This window comes from Stenotrophomonas sp. (assembly GCF_050737075.1).
Lineage (GTDB): Bacteria > Pseudomonadota > Gammaproteobacteria > Xanthomonadales > Xanthomonadaceae > Stenotrophomonas.
Genome location: NZ_JBOHXV010000004.1, coordinates 30,566 through 47,482 on the forward strand (window position 1 = coordinate 30,566; position 16,917 = coordinate 47,482).

Sequence of the window (16,917 nt, forward strand, 5' to 3'; positions counted from 1 at the left end):
TCCCATACATGAGCCGCAAGCAAGCTTTCCAGTTCCTCGACCTGCCCCGGACCATGCCGCAGCGCATTCCGGTCGAACTGCGCACCTCCGGCGACTGGGGTGAGCTGTACGGCAAGTTCGGCAAGGAAGACGCCCAGTACCAGGCGGGTCGCTGCCTGGACTGCGGCAACCCGTACTGCAGCTGGAAGTGCCCGGTGCACAACGCCATTCCGCAGTGGCTGCAGCTGGTCCAGGAAAACCGCATCCACGAAGCGGCCACGCTGTGCCATTCCACCAACCCGCTGCCGGAAGTGTGCGGCCGGGTGTGCCCGCAGGACCGGCTGTGCGAAGGCAGCTGCACGCTGGAAGAATTCGGCGCGGTCACCATTGGTGCGGTGGAGAAGTACATCGTCGATACCGCGCTGGCCACTGGCTGGCGCCCGGATATGGCCGCCGTGGAAGCCACCGGCAAGCGTGTGGCGGTGATCGGTGCCGGCCCGGCCGGGCTGGCCTGCGCCGACCGGCTCGCCCACGCCGGCGTGCAGGCGGTGGTGTACGACCGCTATGAGCAGATCGGCGGCCTGCTGCAGTTCGGCATTCCCAGCTTCAAGCTCGACAAGTCGGTGATCAGCCGCCGCCGCAATGTCCTGGAAGGGATGGGCGTGCAGTTCCGGCTGGGCGTGGAGATCGGCCGCGACATCGAGATGGAGACGCTGCTGGACGAGTACGACGCGGTGTTCGTGGGCACCGGCGCCTACCGCTACACCGACGGCGGCCTGCCCGGGCAGGACCTGAAGGGCGTGCTGCCGGCGTTGCCGTTCCTGGTCCAGAACAGCCGCATCGTCAGCGGCAGCGACGCGCAGGGCCGGCCCATTGCCGGCTGGGAAGACACCCTTGCCCTGCCCGACCTGGAGGGCAAGCGCGTGGTGGTGCTGGGCGGCGGCGATACCGGCATGGACTGCGTGCGCAGCGCCGTGCGCCTCGGTGCGGCGCGCGTCACCTGTGCCTATCGCCGCGACGAGGCCAGCATGCCGGGCTCGGCACGCGAGGTCGCCAATGCGCGCGAGGAAGGCGTGCGCTTCCTGTTCAACCGCCAGCCGTTGTCGATCGAGGCCGGCGCCGACGACGAGGCCATTGGCGTGACCGTGGTTGAGACCCACCTGGGCGAACCCGATGCGCAGGGTCGCCGCAACGCGGTGCCGATCGATGGCAGCGAATCGCTGCTGGAGGCCGACGTGGTGATCATCGCGTTCGGTTTCTCGCCCAGCGTGCCGGCCTGGCTCACTGCACACGGCGTGGAGGCCGGCAACAACGGCCGCATCGTGGCGGGGGGAACGGGCCGCCTGCCCTACCAGACCGCCCACCCCAGGCTGTTCGCCGGTGGCGACGCGGTGCGCGGCGCGGACCTGGTGGTGACGGCCGTGGCCGAAGGGCGCGATGCGGCGGCCAGCATTGTCCAGCTGATCACCGCGTAGAGCGGGGCTCTGCCCCGCTGCGGCTGCACCACCGACGTAGAGCGGGGCTCTGCCCCGCTGCCGTTGCACCACCGACGTAGAGCGGGGCTCTGCCCCGCTGCCGCTGCACCACCGACGTAGAGCGGGGCTCTGCCCCGCTGCCGCTGAACCTGCCGGGCAGAGCCCGGCGCTACGTCACGCGGCGCGCAGCCCGGCCCGCTCGATTTCCAGCGCCAGCAGCAGCTCGATCTCATCGAGCTGGGCACGGATGCGCGCATTGCCCGCATTGTCGCCGTGGCCGCACCCGATATGCGCGTCCAGCATGCGCGCCAGGCCTACCAGCAGCACGTCGGCATCGCCGCTGGCGGCATGGCGCAGCAGCCGGCCCAGCGTGCGGATGCGGGCGCCGCGGTCGGCAGCCAGGGTGTGCACCGACGGCTGGGCGCGGGAGGCGGAGAGGGGCATGAGAGGGCTGTCCTGATTGACGGGCTTGGGGGGCAACTGTCGGCTATGGCCCGGTTTGCGGCTATGCAACTAATACGAATTGGTGTGAAGGGAGGGGCGCCCGTTGGGCCGGGAGTTACGTGGGACACGCAACAGAAACATGCCCCGTAGCGACACGCCATGCGTGTCCCACGCGGTGCCGGACCGCAACGCGACACACGATGCGCCCTAGAATGTCGTTTACAGCCCACCCAAGGATCCCCATGCGCATCGGCCTGGCCGCCAACCGCCTGCACCACCACGACAAGCACGCCGCGCTGTTCCGCTGGCTCGGCGCCAGCGATGGCGGGCTGCGCGAGCTGGGGGTGGAACTGCATGCGGTCGGGCGCACCTTCGACGCGATCCAGCGGCTGGGCTTCCTGCGCGAATTCCCTGCCCTGCGGCGCTACCCGAACGGGCGCGAGGGGGGCCTGATGAAGCTGGTCGCCGAGGTCGTCGGCATGGGCACCCCCGAGCGCACCCTGGACGGTGCGATCTACCTGATGGATCCGGTCGATCCCTCCTCGGTGTTCCCCGAGGCCACCGCACTCAAGCGCCAGTGCGTGATCCACGGCAAGCCCTTCATTTCCACCGTGGCGACAGCACGCGACTGGGTCGAGGTGGAGCGCATGCAGGCGGGCCTGGCCGCCGTCCCGGGCGCGGATGACCTGCACGCTTTCGAACAGCACACCCTCGCGCTGATCGCCCACGATGCGATGAAGCCGGCCATGCTGGCCTTCGCCGACGAACACTTCGCCCTGTTGTCGCGCTTCCGTACCCGGGTGGGCACCGGCACCACCGGCCAGCGTCTCAATGAGCTGGCCTGGAGCCGCGGCTGGCCCGCCGACCAGGCCTGGGTGACGCGCTACCAGAGCGGCCCGATGGGCGGCGACGCGCAGATCGCCGACCAGGTGCTGGAGGGGCGCTGCCAGCGCGCGATCTTCTTCGAGGACCCGCACGTTGCGCGCCAGCACGAGGCCGACATCCAGCTGCTGGAGCGCGCGGTCACCACCGTGACCGACCAGGCGGTGTGCATCACCGCGCCCCGCGTGGCCACGCGCTGGGCGCAGGCGGCAACGCTGCGCGCGCAGGCATCGCGCTAGAAACATCGCCGACGTACATGGCCACGGAACGCAGAGCAGCCACGCATGGCGTGGCTCTACAGCCCAATCGTCCTGCGCACGTAACGGGTCGTAGTGCCACGCCGCGCCCCATGGAACGTGGGCGCCGTTTCAATCAGCGCGTCGCCACGCGCCCGGGAGTGCCCGCAACAACGGAATATGCTTGGTAGCGTGGCAACCGCGCGCAGCGCGGCACAAGCCACCGCAGACGGGTCACCACCGTTACACGCATCGCGACCAACGTTTAAACCTTCCGAAGCCGTGTGTCAGACGTTCATGACCACGGAACGAAGCGCAGCCACGCATGGCGTGGCTCTACGATGCATTGCAGGCGCCCGCACCTACAACAACTGCCGCAACATCGCCTTCAGCCTGCGCCCTTCCACCTGGAAGTAATCCCGCTCCTCACGCCACGCGGGGAAGCGCCGCTCCACTTCCGCCCAGAACGCAGCCGAATGATTGGCCTGGATCAGGTGGCAGAGCTCGTGCACCAGCACGTACTCGAACGCCGACGGCCGTCCCAGCACCAGGGCCAGATCCAGCGCCATGCTGCCATCGGGTGCCAGCGAGCCCCACTGCGAGGACATCACCTTCAACCGCAACCGCGCGGGTGCGCGCGGCAGGCTGGGCAGATAGCGCGGCAACCACTGGCCGACATCGGCGCGGGTCTGGGCTTCGTAGAACTCGCGCAGCGCGCGCCTCACCGTGGCATCGGTACCGCGTGCCGGCAGGTACATGCACGCACCATCGGCCTCCAGTTCCAGGCGCGCATAGCGCCCGGTGTCCCAGCGCAGCGGCAACAGTTCGCCCCGCAACGGCAGCACCCCGGGTTCGCCGATCACCAGCGGCGGCGGCAGGTTCTGCGCCTGGTAATTGCGCAGCTGCGTGGACAACCAGTCGCGGTGCTGTTCCAGGAAACGTTCGCCCATCACCAGGCTCGCGCGCGGTGGCAGTGTAAGACGCACGCCGCGCTCGTCGACGCTGAGCTTGATCCGGCGCGCACGCGGATCACGCACGCGCAGCACGTCGATCTCGGCATCCTCCAGGCGCAGGCGCACGGTATCGCGCTGCAGGGTGGGGGCGACGGCCGGGGAGATCAGGCGGCGGAGGAATCCGGGCATGGGTACAGCATAGCGCCGACGGCGCCCCGCAGATGACTGCGGGGGCTCCGGGGACGGTAGAGCGGGGCTCTGCCCCGCTGCAGGGCTCTGCCCCGCTGCAGGGATCGCGCGCAGCGGGGCAGAGCCCCGCTCTACGGCGTTGTTCGGCACCGAGGGCAGAGCCCCGGTGCGGTCAGTCGGCCTTGCTGAGCTTGAAGGCTTCTTCCAGCAGCAGGAACAGGCGGCGCACTTCGCCGCTCTGAAGGGCGAAGCGGGCATCCAGTTCGGCACGGCGGCCGTCCTCGTCGGCGTGCTCGAGCTGGTCCAGCGCGCCGTCCAGGAACTTCAGCTTGCGCACGATCAGGTCGTCGCCCAGCACGAAGGACAGGTTGTCCTCGAACACCAGGGCCAGCTTGGTCACCTGCTTGCCGGCGTCCAGGTGCTTGTCGATCTCCTCGCAGCGCAGCTCCTGGTGCTGGCACTTGACGACCGCGCCGCCCTCGGCCGGATCCTTCATCTCGCACTCTTCGCCCAGGCTCAGCCCGGTGGGCAGTTCTTCACCGGCAATCCAACCGGTCAGGATCGAGCGCGGCGCCACTTCGGCGTTCAGCGGCATGGCCGGGAAGCTGCCGAGCAGACCACGGATGTCGGACATCATGTTCTCGCCCTTCTTGCTGCTCGAGCAGTCCACCGCCACGTAGCCGTGGGTCAGGTCGATCAGCGCGTCGGTGCGCGAGCTCTTCACGAACGCGCGCGGCATCAGCTCGTGCAGCAGGTCATCTTTGAGCCGCTTGCGTTCGCGGCCGCCGGGCTTGCGCCCTTCCTTCTCTTCGATTTCTTCCAGCTTGCGCGCCAGCAGGTCGTTGACCACCGCGCCCGGCAGGATCTTGTCCTCACCGCCCACGGTCAGCCACAGCGCATCGCCGACGCGGTGCGAGAACACGGCCTTCTCTTCGCGGCCGAACGGGGAAATGAAACCGCGCGAATTCATTTCGAGCGGGCCAACCGGCTTGAGCAGTACCTGCGGCAGCAGGGTGTCGACTTCAGAGAAATCCGTGGCGGTCGGGAAGCGGAACAGCGTCAGGTTGCGAAAGAACATGGAATTCCGGAGTAAAGGTGTGAAAGGGAAGGCGCGGTCGACGGCGTGGCTCAGGCCAGACCGACATCATCGCCCGAATCGGATGCCCCGTCGGCCCAGGCCGTCGGGGCGGAAGGCGGCGCCGCGGTGCGGCCCAGCGCCAGGAAATCAAACAGGGCCGGATCGGCCAGCTGCGAGGGATGGATGTTGCCCAGCGCGCGCGCGATCTGGTCGATGCGGCCCGGATGCTGGTGCTCCCACTGCTGCAGCATCTGCGCCACCTGGCGGCGCTGCAGGTTGTCCTGGCTGCCACACAGGGTGCACGGAATGATCGGAAACCCGCGCGCCTGCGCGTGTGCCTGGATGTCGGCTTCGCTGACATAGGCCAGCGGGCGGATCACCACATGCCGGCCATCGTCGCTGCGCAGCTTCGGCGGCATCGCCGACAGCTTGGCGTGGTGGAACAGGTTGAGGAAGAACGTGGCCACGCTGTCGTCGCGATGGTGGCCAAGCGCGATCTTGGTGAAGCCATGCTCGGCCGCGTGCCGGTACAGCGCGCCACGGCGCAGGCGCGAGCACAGCGAACACATCGTGCGCCCCTCCGGAATCACCCGGCTGACCACCGAATAGGTGTCCTGTTCGATGATCTGGTACGGCACGCCAATGCCGGCCAGGTACTCGGGCAGCACGTGCGCGGGAAACCCCGGCTGCTTCTGGTCCAGATTCACCGCGACCAGCTCGAACGCTACCGGTGCCTTCTTCTGCAGCTGCAACAGCACGTCCAGCAGGGTGTAGCTGTCCTTGCCACCGGACAGGCAGACCATGACCCGGTCACCGGCCTCGATCATGCCGAAATCGGCGATCGCCTGGCCCACCTGCCGACGCAACCGGCGTGACAGTTTGTCGCGCGCGGCGTCATCGTCGCGGCTGGCGCGACGGACGGGATCTGGCAGCGGCAGGACGGCGGGCATCCGGCCATTCTACCGGCTCGCATCGCCCCTCACCGGCGCCGCGAAGTGACTGCGTTCACTCCCGGGCGTCGCCGCGGATGTGTATGCTGCGTCTCTGTGGATACCTTCACGCCCGAGCAGATCAGCAGCCGCCTTGCCGTCCTTCGGCGGGAGCATCGTGAGCTGGACGAGGCGATCCAACGCATGGCCGCCAACGGCGACGACGAGCTGGAAGCCAAGCGCCTGAAGCGGCGCAAGCTGCAGCTCAAGGACTGCATTGCCAAGCTGGAAGACATGCTGATTCCGGACGAGCCGGCGTAACCGGGCGACCGGATGTTCCGTTGGACACGCATGGCGTGTCGCTACGCGGCCCTCCGCTCAAGCGTCATGAACGCCTGAAACGCGTCTTCGGACAATGATCAACGTCGGCCGGTCAATGCACGCCGCATTACCCGGAATACGGACGCTTGTGCCGCGCTGGCGCGCGGTCTCCACGCATGGCGTGGATCTACGAATTGCTGGCGAACGCGGTGCGCTTCGGATGCGCAGGATTGACGACGTGGTCGTCAATCCTGCGTTACCGGTTCCTCTGGTTTTGCCGCTTCAGGGCTGACCCGCTCGATCGTGTGGCGCAGCTCGCGGCCGAGGATGAACTTGGCATCCTTGGCCCATGCGTCCAGGCGCGCGTCGAACAGCAGCTTGCTGTTCTCGTCCGGCCATACCAGGCGCAGCTCGCGCAGCTTCTGGATGAAACCACGGAACAGCGTGCGGTCGAAGAACTCCGGTGCGGCCGGTGCGTAGAGCAGGCTCAGGCGCTGCGCGGCCTGCTGGCACAGGCTTTCCAGTTCGGCCGCACCCAGCGTGCCCGGGCCGTTCTTCACCAGCACTGAAATGGCGATGTAATAGCGCTCGAATGCCTGCTGCAGCGAGTGGCCGATCGCACGCAGGCGGAACACTTCGTCGGTCTGCCCGGTGTTGCGCGCCAGGATGCCGCCATCGTCGTCGTTGACGTTCTGCAGCAGGCCTTCGCGCACGAACACGTTGATGGTCTGCTCGATACGCTGGGCGAACTGGTCCTCGTCCCACGGCAGGAACAGCTCGGCCTGCAGGAACGGGTACACGGTGCGGCCCAGCTGGACCAGGCCGGTACGGCTCATGCGACGGTTGTTCTGGAAGCAGCACGCCACCCACGACGACGCCGTGAACAGGTGGATGACGTTGTTGCGGAAGTAGCTGAGCAGCACCGCGGTGTCACCGCTCACACTCAGCACATCACCCAGCGGGTGCTTGATGCGGGTGAGGACGTTGATTTCCTCGGCGTGGGCGATGATCCGCTCCGGCGAATGCGGCGTGACCGTGACCCGGTCCGAATACGGCATCTCGACCAGCAGCGTCTTGCACAGCTCGATCTGCGCGATCAGGTCGGCCTCGCCCATGGCGTGCTTGGGCGTGGACAGCAGCGCCAACGCCAGCAGGTTGATCGGATTGACGTCGGCGGCGCCGTTGATGTGCACCTGGATGCGTTCGGCCAGGTGATCGACCGTGCCCGACAGCCAACTGGGCTTCTCGTCTTCGCCCACCGGCGCGCCATCCCATTCCGGGGCCTGGCGGGCCAGCACGTCATTGAGCGCGATCGGTTCGCCGAAGTTCACCACGACCTGGCCGTAGTTCTGCTTGAGCACCTTCGGGATCGACCACAGCAGCGACCAGATCGATTCCTTCTCCTTGGGCCGGCCACTCAGTTCGTCCAGGTAGCTGCCGCCTTCCATCAGCTTTTCATAGCCGATGTAGACCGGCTGGAACAGCACCGGCTTGCGCGGCTGGCGCAGGAACGCGCGCAGCGTCATCGAGATCATGCCGCCCTTGGGCTGCAGCAGGCGCCCGGTCCGCGAGCGGCCGCCTTCGACGAAGTACTCGATCGAGTAGCCGCCGGCGACCAGCTGCGCCACGTATTCGCTCAGCACCGCCGAATACAGCGCGTTGCCGCGGATCGAGCGGCGGATGAAGAACGCGCCGCCCTTGCGCAGCAGCGTGCCCACCACCGGCAGGTTCAGGTTGATGCCGGCCACGATATGCGGCGGCACGATGCCACGGTCGTACAGCAGGTAGGACAGCAGCAGGTAATCCATGTGGCTGCGGTGGCTGGGTACGTACACCACTTCATGGCCCGGCGCGGCGGCCTTGAACTTGTCCAGGTGGTGGACCAGCACGCCGGCGTAGATGCGGTTCCACACGTGGCTGAGCATGAAGCTGGCCGAGCGCACCACCGGGCTGGAATAGTCCGCGGCGATTTCCCAGGCGTAGGCGTGCGCCTTCTTCCAGGCATCGGCCGGCTTGGTGTTGTCGCGTTTGGCCTGCGAGGCGATGGCCTCGCGTACCGTGTCCGCTTCCAGCACCTTGTCCACCAGCAGGCGGCGGGTGGACAGGTCCGGGCCGATCACCGACTCGCGGATGCGGCGGAAATGGGTGCGCAGCACGCGCTGCAGCTTGCGCACGGTGCGCTCGGGGTCGAGCCCCTCGTTGATCGTGCTGCGCAGCGAGATCGGCGGGGCGAAGCGCACGATGGTGCTGCGGCCATTGAGCAGCACGGCCAGCAGGCGGCGGAAGCGGCCCACCAGCGCCCAGTTTTCCGAGAACAGCACGGCAAACCAGCCGCTCTGCTTGTCCGGCGCGCGGCCGACGAAGATCGACACCGGCACCAGGTGCACGTCCAGCTCATCGCGCGCGCGATGGGCCTGCAGCACCTTGGCCAGCGAATCGGAATGGGTCTTGGCCCCGCGCTGCTCGGGAATCAGCGAGTTGCTGCTGCTCCGGCGCGACAGCGCCACGTAGGCACGCTTGCGACCGGTGGGGTCGCCGGCAATGGGCACCAGCGGCGACGGCAGGCCGGCGTCACGGCAGGCCTTGTCCAGGATCAGCGCGTTGGACAGACCGTAGTCCTCCAGCACGTAGACCACGGGGCGGCCGTCGTTGTACTGGCCGGGGTGTTCGGGTTCGATCTTCAGCGACAGCCACGGCTCGACCAGGCGGCCCAGCAGGCGCGCCCACCAGGGGCGGCGGCCGGCCGGCACATACGCGGCAGCGGTGGGCGTCGGTACGATCGCGCCCGGGTCGGTCGCACCCGGTGCGGCGGACGCAGGCGCCGCCTCGGCGGCCGGGTCTGCAGCGGGCGCGCTGTCGGGCGACGCGGACGGTGCGTCCGGCGTCTTGGGCGGCTCTTCGCCGGGGAAAGGCAGGGGATTCTGGTTCGGCATCGGCTTCATTATGGCTTAGCCGGTGCAGGAGCAGCGTCCTTGACGGGGGCGGCGGCCTCTGCTTCGGCGGCTACCGTGGCGTCATGTTCAGCTAGCGCGGCGGCCGCGGCGGTGGCGGCATCGGCCGCCAGCAGCAGCGCGTCGGTCTCTTCCAGCGTGCGCGCCAGGTACCAATGCCCATCGCGGCGGGTCATCCGCACCTGGGCCTCGATCTGCTCGCCGGCCAGCGGGTACTGGATCCTGACCACGGCGTTGTCGCCCTCCTGGGAGACCAGTTCGCCGCGCAGCCCGGTCAGGGCCGCGTCCAGCGACAGGCCATAGCTGGCCAGGGCGGTCTTGAACGCCTTTTCGAACGTCCCCAGCCGGCGCAGGCAGTCTTCCATGCCCGCCGCCTGCAGCTGGGCGTCGGTGGAGAGGCCGCTGGTGCGCGCGGTGGCCGTCAGCAGGGTGATGGTGGTCCGGGCGCGCTGCTTGTCGGTCAGCGGCGCGGCGGCGGCCCAGCGGCTGAGCACGTCCACCACCTGGCTGTAATGGGCGCGTTCGTCTGCGGTGTAGTCGGTCTGGTTGCGCAGGTACTGCACCCCGAACAGCCCCATCGAATGGGCGGCCTGGCGCACGCCGGTGGCCTGGCCCGCAATCTGGGTATCAAACGAACGCTGCAGGCGCTGCGGTGCATCGGGTGCGGACAGGGCCGCCATCATCGGCAGCAACTGGCCATCCAGCGGCAGGTCGGTGAGCGGCCAGCGGCTGTGCCCGTCGGCCCAGGCCGCCTGCAACCGGGCGTACTGCGCCGGCGGCACCGACGCCTTGGCGTACGCCACCAGATCGTTGTCGGCCACATGGCGCGCCAACTGCTGCAACGCGGCCACCGGTTCGGCGGCGGGCGCATCCGGATCGATCCGGTCACGCTTGCACGCCGACAGCAGCACCAGTCCACAGAGTGAGAGCGACAGCACCCAGGGTCGGTAACGCCCCGGCATCAACAGCATGGACATGAATTCGGACTCCCCGGACCGGTCCGCATCTTGCGGCCTGCGCTGCGCAGCGGCAAGCCGGTGGCCGCAGCGAGCGGCCTCCCCCAGGGGCAAGCCATTGAAAAACCTGGATAACAGCGGCGGGCGACGAACCGACGCAGGCAAGGCAGGGGCCGACCCCACGCGGGGCCGGCCCCGGTCACGACAGAGCGCTACCGATTTTCAGTCACGCGTCCAGGTGGCCTGCAGGAAATCCCGCACATAGCCCCCCGACAGGCGCGCGTACACGCCGGGCGCCCCGGCCTGCGCGCAGCCCTCGCCCCAGCTGACCGTGCCCAGCACGGTCCACCGGCCCTCCCGCTGCACCATCAGCGGGCCACCGGAATCGCCCTGACAGCTGTCCAGGCCTTCGGCGCCTGCACAGATCACGGTGCCGGCCTGCACGCCCGGGTAGGCGGCCTTGCAGGCGTTGAACGGCACGAACGGGACCTGCACGGTCTGCAGTGCGGTCGGCAGCGGGGCGTCCGGGTGGCCGGTCACTCCCCAGCCAATGACAGTGAAGCCCCGCCCGGGGCGCAGGTAGCTGGTGTCGCCGCCCAGCAGCGGGTCGGCCGGTTCGAGACGGGTGATGGGGCGCTTGAGCTGGATCAGTGCCACATCGTTGACCAGCCCGCGCGACTCGAACGCCGGGTGCACGTGGATGGCCTTCACGTTCGACACGCGGCGGCGCGGGGTGTCCTCCAGCCGGGTCTGGCCGACCAGTACGGTGAATCCGGCCGGCGCCTGGCCGGCCACGCAGTGCGCGGCGGTGAGCACCCACGACGGTGAGATCAGGGTGCCGCCGCACCAGTGCCGCGCGTGGTCCGAGTCCCCCCGTCCCAGCTGCTGCAGGCTGGCCATGAAGGGGTATTCGCCGGGCGGGGCATCAGTACCGCCGATGATGCGCGGCGCTTGGCCGTCCAGCGGCGGGGTGGCCACGGCGGACAGGGACAGGGTGGAGAAGATCAGGCCCACAACCCAGGCCGGTTGGTAACGGGTACGCATACAGCAACTCCTTTGCGGTGAATGGAATCGAACGGCACGCGGCCGGTGGCTCGCGCCAGGTCGATTCGACGGCAAAGGAGGCGGATCAACTGCGTCGCGGGTCCCGTTTCACCCGCAAAAACAGGGAGCCAGCGATTGATGGATGCGTTTCTGCGAACGGGCGCATGGCGGCATCGAGACGGAGGTCCGTCCCGATGCGCGATGTGTCCACCGCGAATCAGCGCTGGGCGCTGCGGATCTCCGCCTGGATCGCCAGGGCGGCGGCGCGCGGGTCGCTGGCCAGTCGGATCGGGCGGCCGACCACGATGGCATCGGCGCCGTCGGCGAAGGCCTGGGCCACGCCCACGGTGCGCTTCTGGTCATCGCCGACCGGCCCACCGGGACGGATGCCCGGGCACACGATCGAGAACCCGGCACCGGTGGCGGCGCGGATCGGCCCTGCTTCCTGGCCCGAGGCGATGACGCCGTCGATGCCGGCGGCCTGTGCGGCCAGCGCGCGCTCCACCACGACATCCACCGGCTCGCGGTCGATGCCCATGCCGCGCAGGTCATCGCGCCCCATCGAGGTCAGCACGGTGACCGCCAACAGGCGCATGTCGCTGCTGTTGGCGGCCGCGCAGGCCTCCATCATGGCCGGGTGCCAGCCGTGGATGGTGGCGTAGCTGACCGGCCACTCCGACAGCCGCCTGATCACCGCCGCGGCGGTGGCCGGAATGTCGAAGAACTTCAGGTCGACGAACACGCGCTTGTCGCGCGCGGCCAGGGCGTCGAGCACCTGGAAGTACTCGCCCGACGCCAGCAGTTCCATGCCGATCTTGTAGAACGACACCGCGTCGCCCAGCCGGTCCACCCAGGCCAGCGCGTCCTCGCGCCCCGGCACGTCGAGCGCGAAGATCAGGCGTTCGTCCTCACGCAGCGGCAGCGGGGCGCGGCTCACGGCGCGTAATCCAGCGCGGCGCGCTTGGCATCGTGGCGGGCCTGGCGCGACTGGCTGTAATCGTTGTTGAACTGCGCCGGCTCGAAGCCGCCGTAGGTCGGGTTGGGCAGCATCCACCAGCGCTCGCCGAACCAGTCGTGGTACTGCTGCAGCAGCGCGTCGCGGCCTTCGTTGGTGTTGGCGGTGACTTCCACGAAGTCGCCCAGCTGGTCGCCGAACTGCATCAGCACGCGGTAGTTCTGCCCGGCCAGGCGGCGGCGGCAGTTCTTCTCGCTGCCGGCCTGCTCGCAGTCCTTCACCACGGTGCCCAGGCCCAGGAACACGCTGTCATCGGCCACCGGCAGGCCTTCGGCGCGCAGGTTGGCCAAGGTGGCCTCCTTCAGATGCACGGCGCGGTTGGAGATGTACAGCAGGGTCACGCCCTTGGCATTGGCGGCCTTGGCGAAGTCGACCACGCCCGGAATGGCCTTGGCCTTCTTTTCGGCTACCCACTGGTCCCAGCTCATTTCGTCGTACTCGCCGCCGTCGCGCACCAGGCGCGCCTGGTAGGGCGAGTTGTCCAGCACCGTTTCGTCCACGTCCAGCACCACGGCCGGCTTCAGGCCCTTGGCGGCATTGCCGCGCTCTTCGGGCACCAGCGCATCCCAGTTGGCTTCCTTCAGCGCCTTGTCCAGGTGGTCGGCGGCGGCGCGGTAGGTCTGCTCGGTGATCGCCCGGTATTCCTGCGAACGCTGCATCCACAGCACGGCGTTGAGGTTGTCGTTGGCGGCGACGGCGGCATCGCCGGTGGCGGCCGGCGCGGCGGTGGTCGCAGCAGGTGCCGGGGCCGCGGCTTCGGCGGGGGTTTCGGTGCGCTTGCACGCACCCAGCGCCATCACGGCACAGGCAAGCACGGACAGGGAAACAGCGGTATGACGCATGGGAATCACCAGAACTGAGTGGCGCCAGTTTACCGGCTTGGCCGCCTGCGTTCATGCCCGGGACGAGCCTCGGCTATGCTGCATGCCCCAGAAACACCCCGGAGCGCCGCGTGACCGACGACACCCAGACCCCTGCCCTGCCCGTGCTCAGCGCGGCCCAGGCCCGCGCCCTGGGCTGCCTGATCGAGAAGGAGGCCACCACCCCGGATGCCTACCCGCTCACCGTCAATGCCGCCCAGGTGGCCGCCAACCAGAAGACGGCCCGCGAGCCGGTGCTGCAGCTGTCGACCGGCGATGTGCACCATGCGCTGCGCCAGTTGGAGACGATGGGCCTGGCGCGCCAGCAGTTCTCCTCGCGCGCCGAGCGCTATGAACACCGCGCCGGCAGTGCGCTGGACCTGACCCGGCAGCAGCTGGCGATCCTGGGCCTGTTGCTGCTGCGCGGCCCGCAGACGGTCAACGAACTGCTCACCCGCAGCGAGCGCCTGTTCCAGTTCCAGGACGCCGACGAACTGCGCCACCACGTGGAGCGCATGATCCAGCGCGGCCTGGCGGTGATGCTGCCGCGTGCCGGCGGCCAGCGCGAGGACCGTTACATGCACCTGCTGGCCGGCCCGGTAGACGTGCAGGCGTTGGCCGAGCAGTACAAGTCAGCGCCCGCGAGCGGCGGCGGCGGCGGCAACGCGGCGCTGGAAGCGCGCGTGCAGGAACTGGAAACCACGGTGGCCGCGCTGCAGGAACAGCTGGCGGAACTGCGCGCGCAGCTGGGCGGCTGAAGGGCAGCCGGGCAGAGCCCGGCTCTACGGCGCCCGCGACCCGGCTGGACGAAGCCGCCCGTCAGGCATTCATGCCCCCACCACCGCGGGCGCCCCCGGCGTAGCGAACAGCAGCAGCACTTCTTCATCGCGCGGGCCCGGCAGGCGCAGGTCGCCGCGGTCTTCCATGCCCAGCTTGCGCAACAGCGCCGCCGAACGCAGATTCTCCGGCGCCACGATGCCGTACAGATCGGTGTAGCCGAGCACGTCGCGGGCGTAATGCATCACCGCGCGTGCGGCTTCCAACGCGTACCCGTTGCCTTCGTATTGCGCCCGCAACGCGTAGCCCACATCCGGTGCCGGCAGCCCGTCGCGGCGCACCAGGCCGGCGTTGCCCAGCCACGCTCCGTCGCTGCGCCGGATCACGGCGTACATGCCGAACCCGTTGAGCGTGTAGCTGCCCAGCACGCGTTCGGCGGTGTAGTCGCGCGCCTGCGCCAGCGTGCGCACGCCGCGGTCGGCGATATGGCGGATGAAGCCGGGTTCGTTGAGCAGGGCCAGCATGTCGGCGGCATCATGATCGGGATCGATCAGGCGCAGATGCAGGCGGTCGGTCTGGATCAGGGCGGACATGGCGTTCCTCGCAGGCTGGATGAGTGGGATTGTAGAGCCGACTGTTAGTCGGCTGCCCCTGGGCGCCCGCGCGAACGGCAGCCGACTAACAGTCGGCTCTACCCAGTCGGTTCTACCCAGCCGGTTGTTGCCTAATCGAAAAGTGCCTCGATCGCCGCCAGACCCGCGCTCGCGCGCTCTTTCTTGCGGGCGGCGTCGGCGACCGGGTCGGCGCCGTCGCGCTGCATTTCCTCGGCGGGAATCTCATCGAAGAAACGGCTGGGCTTGAGCCGTATGTGTTCGCCGAACTTGCGCGTGAGCTTGCTGTAGCTCATCCACAGCTGCACCTTGGCCCGGGTAATGCCCACGTACAGCAGCCGGCGCTCTTCCTGCAGGTTGCCTTCGTCCAGGCTGACCTGGTGCGGCAGCACGCCGTCTTCGCAGCCGATGATGAACACGTACGGGAATTCCAGGCCCTTGGACGCATGCATGGTCATCATGCGCACCTGGTTGCCGCCATCGTCCTTGTCGTTGCGCGACAACAGCGCCAGCTGCGCGGCCAGGTCGGCGGTGGTGGCGCCACGCGGGCCGCCTTCGAACCATTGCGCCAGTTCTTCCAGGTTGCCGACGCGGCGCTGATACACCGATTCTTCCTTGCACGCCCCGCGCAGCTCGGACACCAGCCCGGAGTCCTTCACCAGCTTGCGCACCAGGTCACCCGAGCTGAGCTTCGGCATTTCCGCGCGCAGGTCGCGCAGGATGTCGGTGAAGCGGCTCAGGCCATTGGCCGCGCGCGGCGGCAGCTGCGACAGCGCGCCGATCGCCTCGGCCGCATGCGCCATCGGCAGCTCCTTGTCCGAGGCCAGTTCGGCCAGCTTGGCCAGGGTGCCCGCGCCGACTTCGCGCTTGGGCGACTGCACCGCACGCATGAAGGCGGTGTCGTCGTCCGGGTTCACCAGCAGGCGCAGCCACGACAGCGTGTCCTTTACTTCCTGGCGTTCCAGGAACGCGGTGCCGCCGGTGATGTGGTACGGCGCGCGCACCAGCTGCAGCGCCTTTTCAAGGGGCCGCGACTGGAAGTTGCCGCGGAACAGGATGCAGAAGTCGCTCCACGGAATCTGCTTGGAGGTGGCCAGGTAAGAGATCTCGGCCGCGACCTTTTCCGCTTCATGTTCGCTGTTGCGGCACTCCCACACGCGGATGCGCTCGCCGTCGGCCTGGTCGCTCCACAGCTTCTTGAGATGCTCGTGCGGGTTGTTGGCGATCAACGCGTTGGCCGCGCGCAGCACGCGGTTGGAGCAGCGGTAATTCTGCTCCAGCTTGATGATCTCCAGCGCGGGATAATCGCGCGCCATCTGCTGCAGGTTTTCCGGGTTCGCACCGCGCCAGGCATAGATGGACTGATCGTCATCACCCACGCAGGTGAAGTTGCCCACGCTGCCGGCCAGCTGCTTGAGCAGCCGGTACTGCGCATCGTTGGTGTCCTGGCATTCGTCGACCAGCAGGTAGCCGATGCGCTCGCGCCAGGCCAGCGCGATCTCCGGGTTTTCCTCCAGCACCTGCACCGGCAGCCGGATCAGGTCGTCGAAGTCCACCGCGTTGAACGCGCTCAGGCGCAGCTGGTAGCGCTCGTAGACGCTGGCCGCTTCCTTTTCGCGGTTGCTGCGCGCGGCGGCCATCGCCTGTTCGGGCGACAAGCCGGCGTTCTTCGCCCGCGAGATCAGATTCTTCACGTCCTCGATGTCGTCCGGCTTGGCACCGTACATCAGGTCCTTGACCTGCGAGGTGGAATCGTCGGCGTCGAAGATCGAGAAGCCGCGCTTGAGGCCGACGGCGGCGTGTTCGATCTGCAGGAACTTCAACCCCAGCGCATGGAAGGTGCAGATGGTGACGTCTTCGGCGTCGCCACCGTGCAACCGCTTGGCCACACGCTCGCGCATTTCCTTGGCGGATTTGTTGGTGAAGGTGATCGCCGCGATCCGCCGCGCGGGGTAGCGCTTGCTGGCGATCAGCTGGGCGATCTTTTCCACGATCACGCGCGTCTTGCCGCTGCCCGCGCCGGCGAGCACCAGCAGGGGACCTTCGCAGTGCAGGACTGCCGCGCTTTGGGGGGGGTTGAGACCGTGCATGCCTTCTCCGTAGAGCCACGCCCTGCGTGGCTTCGCGAGGTCGAACCCGCGCGCGCAGGGAGCGGCATTGTAACGGGGTCCGGGGCACAGCTGCCGGTGCGAGCGGAGCGCCCTGCTGCTGAACCGG

The 16,917-nt window shown here is 68.5% G+C and carries 15 protein-coding genes; 4 read left to right on the forward strand and 11 right to left on the reverse strand.

Annotation, left to right across the window (positions count from 1 at the left end; translation table 11 throughout):
- Positions 1 to 8: 8 nt before the first annotated feature.
- Positions 9 to 1,454, forward strand: coding sequence for an FAD-dependent oxidoreductase (locus tag ACREPD_RS01625; protein ID WP_431597661.1), 1,446 nt, complete (start codon positions 9 to 11; stop codon positions 1,452 to 1,454).
- A 174-nt stretch (positions 1,455 to 1,628) separates the two neighbouring features.
- Here ACREPD_RS01625 and ACREPD_RS01630 read toward each other — a convergent pair whose 3' ends face one another.
- The gene (locus tag ACREPD_RS01630) at positions 1,629 to 1,898 is read right to left on the reverse strand and encodes a hypothetical protein (RefSeq protein ID WP_431597662.1); all 270 of its coding nucleotides are present in this window, start codon (positions 1,896 to 1,898) and stop codon (positions 1,629 to 1,631) included.
- Positions 1,899 to 2,140: 242 nt separating this feature from the next.
- On the opposite strand from ACREPD_RS01630, the gene ACREPD_RS01635 reads away from it, so the two are divergent.
- Positions 2,141 to 3,019 (forward strand): methylglyoxal synthase, encoded by an 879-nt coding sequence (locus tag ACREPD_RS01635; RefSeq protein ID WP_431597663.1) that lies wholly within the window; start codon positions 2,141 to 2,143, stop codon positions 3,017 to 3,019.
- Between the two features lie 359 nt (positions 3,020 to 3,378).
- Here ACREPD_RS01635 and ACREPD_RS01640 read toward each other — a convergent pair whose 3' ends face one another.
- The 3 genes from ACREPD_RS01640 to ttcA all read right to left on the reverse strand — a co-directional run bounded on the left by ACREPD_RS01640 (position 3,379) and on the right by ttcA (position 6,186).
- On the reverse strand, positions 3,379 to 4,158 hold the full coding sequence (locus tag ACREPD_RS01640) for a M48 family metallopeptidase (RefSeq protein ID WP_431597664.1): 780 nt from the start codon (positions 4,156 to 4,158) through the stop codon (positions 3,379 to 3,381).
- Between the two features lie 172 nt (positions 4,159 to 4,330).
- Complete coding sequence (locus ACREPD_RS01645) at positions 4,331 to 5,236, reverse strand: recombination-associated protein RdgC (protein ID WP_431597665.1); 906 nt, start codon at positions 5,234 to 5,236, stop codon at positions 4,331 to 4,333.
- A 50-nt stretch (positions 5,237 to 5,286) separates the two neighbouring features.
- A complete protein-coding gene (ttcA, locus tag ACREPD_RS01650; RefSeq protein WP_431597666.1) occupies positions 5,287 to 6,186 on the reverse strand; it encodes a tRNA 2-thiocytidine(32) synthetase TtcA in 900 nt (299 codons plus the stop codon).
- Positions 6,187 to 6,282: 96 nt separating this feature from the next.
- Between ttcA and ACREPD_RS01655 the strand changes: the two genes are divergently transcribed.
- Positions 6,283 to 6,486: a YdcH family protein gene (locus tag ACREPD_RS01655; protein WP_421568292.1), complete on the forward strand. Its 204-nt coding sequence runs from the start codon at positions 6,283 to 6,285 to the stop codon at positions 6,484 to 6,486.
- A gap of 245 nt (positions 6,487 to 6,731) precedes the next feature.
- Here the strand turns inward: ACREPD_RS01655 and plsB are convergent, their stop codons facing one another.
- The 5 genes from plsB to ACREPD_RS01680 all read right to left on the reverse strand — a co-directional run bounded on the left by plsB (position 6,732) and on the right by ACREPD_RS01680 (position 13,294).
- Positions 6,732 to 9,428, reverse strand: a complete 2,697-nt coding sequence (plsB, locus tag ACREPD_RS01660) for a glycerol-3-phosphate 1-O-acyltransferase PlsB (RefSeq protein WP_431597667.1) — start codon at positions 9,426 to 9,428, stop codon at positions 6,732 to 6,734.
- Positions 9,428 to 10,414 (reverse strand): hypothetical protein, encoded by a 987-nt coding sequence (locus ACREPD_RS01665; protein ID WP_431597668.1) that lies wholly within the window; start codon positions 10,412 to 10,414, stop codon positions 9,428 to 9,430. The genes plsB and ACREPD_RS01665 overlap by 1 nt, the downstream gene beginning before the upstream one ends.
- A gap of 201 nt (positions 10,415 to 10,615) precedes the next feature.
- Positions 10,616 to 11,437 (reverse strand): S1 family peptidase, encoded by an 822-nt coding sequence (locus tag ACREPD_RS01670; RefSeq protein ID WP_431597669.1) that lies wholly within the window; start codon positions 11,435 to 11,437, stop codon positions 10,616 to 10,618.
- Positions 11,438 to 11,654: 217 nt separating this feature from the next.
- Positions 11,655 to 12,374, reverse strand: a complete 720-nt coding sequence (gene pyrF / locus ACREPD_RS01675) for an orotidine-5'-phosphate decarboxylase (protein WP_431597670.1) — start codon at positions 12,372 to 12,374, stop codon at positions 11,655 to 11,657.
- A complete protein-coding gene (locus ACREPD_RS01680; RefSeq protein WP_431597671.1) occupies positions 12,371 to 13,294 on the reverse strand; it encodes a 5'-nucleotidase, lipoprotein e(P4) family in 924 nt (307 codons plus the stop codon). Before ACREPD_RS01680 ends, pyrF begins: the two co-directional genes overlap by 4 nt.
- Before the next feature lie 110 nt (positions 13,295 to 13,404).
- Here ACREPD_RS01680 and ACREPD_RS01685 point away from each other — a divergent pair, with 110 nt between their 5' ends.
- Positions 13,405 to 14,070 carry a YceH family protein gene (locus tag ACREPD_RS01685; protein ID WP_431597672.1) on the forward strand — a complete coding sequence of 222 codons (666 nt, stop codon included), beginning with the start codon at positions 13,405 to 13,407 and terminating at the stop codon, positions 14,068 to 14,070.
- Between the two features lie 69 nt (positions 14,071 to 14,139).
- On the opposite strand, the gene ACREPD_RS01690 is transcribed toward ACREPD_RS01685, so the two are convergent.
- Both ACREPD_RS01690 and ACREPD_RS01695 read right to left on the reverse strand, forming a co-directional pair.
- The gene (locus tag ACREPD_RS01690) at positions 14,140 to 14,682 is read right to left on the reverse strand and encodes a GNAT family N-acetyltransferase (protein ID WP_431597673.1); all 543 of its coding nucleotides are present in this window, start codon (positions 14,680 to 14,682) and stop codon (positions 14,140 to 14,142) included.
- A 131-nt stretch (positions 14,683 to 14,813) separates the two neighbouring features.
- Positions 14,814 to 16,790 (reverse strand): UvrD-helicase domain-containing protein, encoded by a 1,977-nt coding sequence (locus ACREPD_RS01695; protein WP_431597674.1) that lies wholly within the window; start codon positions 16,788 to 16,790, stop codon positions 14,814 to 14,816.
- Positions 16,791 to 16,917: the final 127 nt, after the last annotated feature.

What these genes read in the sequence shown, in the direction of transcription:
- ACREPD_RS01690 (WP_431597673.1), bottom strand. Translation starts at nt 14,682, where the DNA reads ATGTCCGCCCTGATCCAGACCGACCGCCTGCATCTGCGCCTGATCGAT.
- plsB (WP_431597667.1), bottom strand. Translation starts at nt 9,428, where the DNA reads ATGAAGCCGATGCCGAACCAGAATCCCCTGCCTTTCCCCGGCGAAGAG.
- ACREPD_RS01695 (WP_431597674.1), bottom strand. Translation starts at nt 16,790, where the DNA reads ATGCACGGTCTCAACCCCCCCCAAAGCGCGGCAGTCCTGCACTGCGAA.
- ACREPD_RS01630 (WP_431597662.1), bottom strand. Translation starts at nt 1,898, where the DNA reads ATGCCCCTCTCCGCCTCCCGCGCCCAGCCGTCGGTGCACACCCTGGCT.
- ACREPD_RS01640 (WP_431597664.1), bottom strand. Translation starts at nt 4,158, where the DNA reads ATGCCCGGATTCCTCCGCCGCCTGATCTCCCCGGCCGTCGCCCCCACC.
- ACREPD_RS01670 (WP_431597669.1), bottom strand. Translation starts at nt 11,437, where the DNA reads ATGCGTACCCGTTACCAACCGGCCTGGGTTGTGGGCCTGATCTTCTCC.
- ACREPD_RS01625 (WP_431597661.1), top strand. Translation starts at nt 9, where the DNA reads ATGAGCCGCAAGCAAGCTTTCCAGTTCCTCGACCTGCCCCGGACCATG.
- ACREPD_RS01680 (WP_431597671.1), bottom strand. Translation starts at nt 13,294, where the DNA reads ATGCGTCATACCGCTGTTTCCCTGTCCGTGCTTGCCTGTGCCGTGATG.
- ttcA (WP_431597666.1), bottom strand. Translation starts at nt 6,186, where the DNA reads ATGCCCGCCGTCCTGCCGCTGCCAGATCCCGTCCGTCGCGCCAGCCGC.
- ACREPD_RS01635 (WP_431597663.1), top strand. Translation starts at nt 2,141, where the DNA reads ATGCGCATCGGCCTGGCCGCCAACCGCCTGCACCACCACGACAAGCAC.
- ACREPD_RS01665 (WP_431597668.1), bottom strand. Translation starts at nt 10,414, where the DNA reads ATGTCCATGCTGTTGATGCCGGGGCGTTACCGACCCTGGGTGCTGTCG.
- ACREPD_RS01645 (WP_431597665.1), bottom strand. Translation starts at nt 5,236, where the DNA reads ATGTTCTTTCGCAACCTGACGCTGTTCCGCTTCCCGACCGCCACGGAT.